This is a genomic window from Mesorhizobium sp. M2A.F.Ca.ET.037.01.1.1, from assembly GCF_003998075.1.
Lineage (GTDB): Bacteria > Pseudomonadota > Alphaproteobacteria > Rhizobiales > Rhizobiaceae > Mesorhizobium.
Genome location: NZ_RZSA01000399.1, coordinates 1 through 5,539, shown reverse-complemented (window position 1 = coordinate 5,539; position 5,539 = coordinate 1). Strand labels below are relative to the sequence as shown.

7 protein-coding genes are annotated in these 5,539 nt (G+C 64.7%); 4 read left to right on the top strand and 3 right to left on the bottom strand.

Translation table 11 applies throughout. The annotated features are described in order from the left end of the window. Together lptF and EOA27_RS19690 are read right to left on the bottom strand one after the other, a co-directional pair. Positions 1–1,026: LPS export ABC transporter permease LptF (lptF, locus tag EOA27_RS19695; RefSeq protein WP_127256928.1), on the bottom strand; the 1,026-nt coding region annotated here is incomplete at its 3' end. Then, a complete protein-coding gene (locus EOA27_RS19690; protein WP_126078239.1) occupies positions 1,013–1,423 on the bottom strand; it encodes a hypothetical protein in 411 nt (136 codons plus the stop codon). The genes lptF and EOA27_RS19690, both read right to left, overlap by 14 nt. On the opposite strand from EOA27_RS19690, the gene EOA27_RS19685 reads away from it, so the two are divergent. Both EOA27_RS19685 and EOA27_RS19680 read left to right on the top strand, forming a co-directional pair. Next, the gene (locus tag EOA27_RS19685) at positions 1,404–2,906 is read left to right on the top strand and encodes a leucyl aminopeptidase (RefSeq protein ID WP_126078238.1); all 1,503 of its coding nucleotides are present in this window, start codon (positions 1,404–1,406) and stop codon (positions 2,904–2,906) included. The two genes, EOA27_RS19690 and EOA27_RS19685, sit on opposite strands and share 20 nt — an antisense overlap. Before the next feature lie 3 nt (positions 2,907–2,909). Then, complete coding sequence (locus EOA27_RS19680; protein ID WP_126078237.1) at positions 2,910–3,359, top strand: DNA polymerase III subunit chi; 450 nt, start codon at positions 2,910–2,912, stop codon at positions 3,357–3,359. Between the two features lie 5 nt (positions 3,360–3,364). On the opposite strand, the gene EOA27_RS19675 is transcribed toward EOA27_RS19680, so the two are convergent. Then, positions 3,365–3,931 (bottom strand): T6SS immunity protein Tdi1 domain-containing protein, encoded by a 567-nt coding sequence (locus tag EOA27_RS19675; protein ID WP_126078236.1) that lies wholly within the window; start codon positions 3,929–3,931, stop codon positions 3,365–3,367. Between the two features lie 137 nt (positions 3,932–4,068). On the opposite strand from EOA27_RS19675, the gene EOA27_RS19670 reads away from it, so the two are divergent. Beyond that, positions 4,069–5,058: a 3-oxoacyl-[acyl-carrier-protein] synthase III C-terminal domain-containing protein gene (locus tag EOA27_RS19670; RefSeq protein WP_126078235.1), complete on the top strand. Its 990-nt coding sequence runs from the start codon at positions 4,069–4,071 to the stop codon at positions 5,056–5,058. 3 nt (positions 5,059–5,061) lie between these two features. Then, a partial coding sequence (locus tag EOA27_RS19665) for an NAD(P)-dependent oxidoreductase (RefSeq protein ID WP_145970430.1) occupies positions 5,062–5,539 on the top strand: 478 nt, incomplete at its 3' end.

Here is a 5,539-nt window from a genome sequence, read left to right as displayed (position 1 = left end):
GCCGTAGAGCAGGTAGATGTAGTACGAGACCCTGTCGGCCTTGCCGGCGGCGAAGAAGCCCAGCCATCGCACGAAAAGCGCAATCGCGATCGCCGTGATCAACGGGTTGATGCGTGCTTCGCGATGCGAGCGCGCATCGCCCGCGACGGCCAGCGCGATCAGCGCGAACACCAGCGAATAGGACCACTCGGCAAAGCGCTGGTTGAGCTCCGCGCGGTAGCTGCCCGGTTCGCGCTGGAACATCTTGTCGTTGGGATCCGGGTTGAGCAGATATGCCGTCGTGCGGTCCTTGGGCAAAAGCGTGATGTCGTTCGCCGCGGATAGGAAGGCGGACATGTCGAAGGCGTAAGAGGTGAAGCGGATGACCGAGAGGTCGCCGGTGACCGATTTGCGGTTGATGACGCCGTCATTCATCATCAGCACCTTCTCGTCGCCTTTTTCGACGATGCTGCCGGTCTTGGCATAATAGGTGAGGCTGGCGCCTTCCTCGCGTGAATCGGCGACGAAGATACCGCCGAGCCGGTTGCCGGGAAGCCGCTCGCCGACCTGCAGGTAAAGGCCCTCGTCGATCTTGCGGAACGTGCCTTCCTGGATGATCAGCGACACGAGGTCGGCGCGCGAAGCCGCCACCAGCTGGCGGTTCTTCTGCCTGGCATAGGGGTCGATGGCGTTGTCGACGATGAAGGAAAAGGCGCAAGCCGCGATTGCGAGCAGCAGGACGGGCCGCGCGATGGTCCAGCGCGAGGCGCCCGCGGCGCTGAGCACGGCGAGCTCCGAATCGGTGTTCATGGCGCTCAGCGTCTGCGCCACCGCCACCACCAGGGCGAACGGCACCACGATCGGGATGATCGAGGGAATGATCAGTGCCGCGACCTCGAAAAAGGTCAGCGCCGACTGGCCGTTGTCGGTGACGAGGTCAATCTTGGCCAGCACCTGCGTCGTCCACACGATCGCCAGCGTCCAGACCAGCGCGGCGAGGAACATCGTCAGCGCGCGGCGCATGATGTAGCGTTCAACGACCTTCATGAAGGCTTTTCTCGATTTTGCCGAACGGCATCATGCCCGCCGACAAGGTAGTGATCCGGCGTCGCCCGCACAACTGCGTCATAGGCGGCTCGCTCCGGTTTGTCGCCCCACGCCACATGCCCCGGCGCGGCGGAGTCTCCGCGCCAATGGATAAGAAATGCAAAACATCGATGGTTAACAGCAGGTTGCGGCAGCAATCTAAGGTCGTGCCGAGGCGAATCCTTTGTCTATGGTGGCGCTGATATAGGCAGCGATTTCGGCCAAAGTCTTGCCAAATGGCTGAAAACGACCAAATGTCGCGCACGCTTGCCAAACCGTTTGCTCGCTGAAAATTACCTTTGCCGGCACCTTGCGGCCATCCCCGAAAGCAGGACCTGATGACGTTGAGACCATCCATTTCTTTCGCCAAATTCGCCGTGCCGAAAAAGGGCAGCGTCTTCGTGTTCGCGGGCGACGGCGGCGGGCTCGGCGAGGCGGCGAAGGCCTGCGATCCCGCCGGTGCGCTGGCTCGCGCGTTTCCGGTCGCCGATTTCTCCGGCAAGTTCGCGAGCTCCGCCGAGGTGCTGGCGCCGGAAGGAACGTCCGTCGACCGGCTGGTGGCGATCGGCGCCGGCAAGCTGTCGGCTCTCGACGACAATGCCTGGCTGAAGCTCGGCGGCGCTGTCGCCGCTTCGCTGCGCAAGGCGACCGAGGTGGCTGTCATTCTCGATCTGCCGGAACTGCAGGCCGATGGCCACCAGGCGGGGAGCCTCGCCGCCGGCATCCTGCTGCGCAGCTACGCCTTCGACAAGTACAAGACCAGGAAGGACAAGGACGAAGGCCAATCCGACGCGAAGGCGGCGAAGCCCGCCAAGGTCACGATCCACTGCGCCGATCCGGCTGCCGCGAAGAAGGCCTTTGCCGGCGAGGAAGCGGTGGTCGACGGCGTGCTGCTGGCGCGCGACCTCGTCAACGAGCCGGCCAATGCGCTGGGGCCTGTCGACTTCGCCGAGCGCGTCAAGGCGCTGGAGGCCCTCGGCGTCGATGTCGAGATCCTCACCGAAAAGGAGATGAAGAAGCTCGGCATGGGCTCGCTGCTCGGCGTGGCGCAAGGCTCGCCGCGCGGCGCCCGCCTGGTGGTGATGCGCTGGAGCGGCGGCAAGGCCAAGGACGCGCCGCTGGCATTCATCGGCAAGGGCGTCACCTTCGACACCGGCGGCAATTCGATGAAGCCGGCCTCCGGCATGGAGGACATGAAGGGCGACATGGGCGGTGCGGCCGCCGTCACCGGGCTGATCCATGCGCTCGCCGCGCGCAAGGCCAAGACCAATGTGGTCGGCGTCATCGGCCTTGTCGAGAACGCCGTCGACGGCCATGCCCAGCGCCCCGGCGACATCGTCACCTCGATGTCGGGCCAGACGATCGAGGTGCTCAACACCGACGCCGAAGGCCGCCTCGTGCTGGCCGACGCGCTTTGGTACACCAACGACCGCTTCAAGCCGAAATTCATGATCAATCTGGCGACGCTGACCGGCGCCATCATGGTGGCGCTCGGGCAGCATTATGCCGGCCTGTTCTCCAACAACGACGAGTTGGCGGGCAGGCTCTTCGGCGCCGGCCAGTCGTCCCAAGAGCGGCTATGGCGCATGCCGCTCGGCCCCGAATACGACAAGCTGATCGATTCCAAGAATGCCGACATGAAGAACATCGGCGGCCGCTATGGCGGCGCCATCATCGCGGCGCAGTTCCTGCAGCGCTTCGTCAAGGACACGCCCTGGGCGCATCTCGACATCGCCGGCACCGCGATGGGCGCGCCGTCGAGCGAGATCAACCAGTCCTGGGGCTCGGGCTTCGGCGTCAGGCTGCTCGATAGGCTGGTGCGCGATCACTACGAAGGGTAGGGGATGGCCGACATCCTGTTCTACCATTTGACCGAATCGACGCTCGAGGAGGCGCTGCCCGGCCTGCTCGAGCGCAGCGTCGAGCGCGGCTGGCGCGCGGTGGTGCAGACCGGCACGGAAGAGCGGCGCGACGCGCTCGACCAGCATCTGTGGACTTTTCGCGACGATTCCTTCCTGGCGCACGCCACCGACCGCGAGGCCTATCCGGCCGAGCAGCCGATCCTGCTCACCACAAGCGAGGGCAACCAGAACGCCGCGCAGATCCGCTTCCTGGTCGACGGCGCCAGCCCGCCCGAGCTATCGGGCTACGAACGCGCCGTCTTCCTGTTCGATGGCCATGACGCGGCACAGCTCGAAGCCGCGCGCGGCCATTGGAAGACGATGAAGGAAGCCGGCCACGCCGTGACCTACTGGCAGCAGACGCCGGATCGGCGGTGGGAGCGGAAGGCTTAGTGCCGTCAGCGATCGCCGATCGTCACCTTGTTGATTTTCGTGCCGTGCGGAAGGTCTTTTACTTGTCGGTGGATTTGGCCGGTTATGTGCACCTTCACCACGAAGAAGGTCTTGTTGATTTGCGCGGCGGACATTTCGCCACCGAGTACGGGTGGCGTGTCGAAGTCGTAACATTCGCCGTCCGCCAAGACCAATCCCTTCTTTCGTGCCGCCGCGGCTAAGTCAGCCAGCAACAGCTCGTCGCGACGATCATGATCGTTGAACTGGGTTGTAAGCTCCGGCCACGTTTCCGACACTTGGGTCAATCGGCCTCCGATCATGTCCAGCAATTTGACGGAACCATCGGGAGCTCGGAAGAAAATGTCGCCGAATGCGGAGACTGCGGCGGGTTCCAGGCCATCAAGCCCAATCCACTTCCAGCCGTCCAGCGCTTCCCAGACATCCTTCTTTGACGGCTCGATAAACAGATACTGGAGACCGTCCGGCCATGGGCTTCTGACCACGTCCGCATTTGGCTTCGAAACAGAATTCCCAAAGACAGAAGAAATAAAGCGAGAAAAAGAATTAGCCATACCTCACCCCCCTGCAACATCACACACTTATCGCAGAATGATCGGCGAGCAAACGTGGCCGCTCAGGCGCCGTCATGGTCGTCGCCTCGAACCGCTTTTTGCGCTAGATAGAGCCAAGCTCAAGCGGCGAGGGGGGAATGCGGATCAAGGTCGTCGGAACCGGCAGGGCGGTACCGGCTGAGCGGGTGACAACGCGCGCGCTGGAAGCGAAATTGAGCCTCAGCGAGGGCGCACTGGAAACCGCCACCGGCGTCGTCGAGCGCTATGTCTGCAATGCCGAATCGCAGATCGATCTTGCCTGCGTCGCCGCGACAGTTGCGCTAGCCGATGCCGGCGTAAAGCCCGGCGCTGTCGATCTCATCATCGGCGGCTGCGGCGTGCCTTACCAGCCGCTGCCGGCGACCGCGCCTTTGGTCATGCAGCGCCTCGGGCTGGCGGACGGCTCGGCCGCCGCCTTCGACGTTAACAGCACCTGTCTTGGCTTCCTCACCGCCTTTGAGACTGCCGGTCGCATGATCGAAGCGGGGCAATGCGAGACGGCCTTGGTGTTCTCGTCCGAAGTCGCCTCGCGCGCGCTGCCGTGGCAGGATGCGCCGGAGATCGCCGCGCTCTTCGGCGACGGCGCTGCGGCGGCGGTCCTGCGCAAGGCCGGGCCGGGCGAGGGCAAGGTGGCGGCGAGCCTGATGCGCACTTATCCTTCCGGCTGGGAAGCCTGCGGCATCGGTTCGGGCGGCACACGCTTCGATTTCCGCAAGGAGCAGGAAGCGTTTGCGGCGCACAGCCTGTTCCACATGGACGGCAAGGAACTGTTCAGGCTCACCGCGCGCCATTTCAACGGGTTCGTCGACGCTCTGCTGGAGCGCGCCGGCTGGCGTCGCGACGATGTAGATCTCGTCGTGCCGCATCAGGCAAGCCCCTTCGCGCTTGCGCATATAGCGCGCCAGACCGGCTTTGCGCCGCAAAAGCTTGTCGACATCTCTGCCCGCTTCGGCAACCAGATCGCCGCCTCCATGCCCTTCGCGCTCGACGTCGCGCGCCGCGAGGGGCGGGTGGCAGCGGGCATGAAGCTGCTCTTCCTCGGTACTTCCGCCGGCGTCTCCTTCGGCGGCATGGCGCTGGAGGTCTGAGCGATGGCCGTCCTCGTCACCGGCGCCAGCGGCTTCCTGGGCTCCCATGTGCTCGAGCGGCTGGCCGCTTCCGGCACGCTGGCGCTCGGGCTCGGCCGCGATGAAACGCGCTGCGCCGCGCTCGAAGCGGCCGGCCATCGCATCATCCGTCACGATTTGGCGCAGCCGCTCGATGCCGCCCTCGACCCCAGGCTGGGCAGGGTCGAGCGGATCATCCACTGCGCGGCGCTTTCCTCGCCCTTCGGACGCCTCGCGGATTTCGAGGCGGCCAATGTCACGGCAACGCGCAATCTTGTCGGATTCGCCAGACGGCAAGGCGTCAGCCGTTTCGTCCACATCTCCAGCCCGTCCGTCTGCTTCGCCTTCCGCGACCAGCTCGGTCTCACCGAGGATGCGGCCGTGCCGGAGCCGGTCAATCACTATGCCCGCACCAAGCGCGAGGCCGAAAAGATCGTGCTCGGCGAGCCCGATATCCATCCTA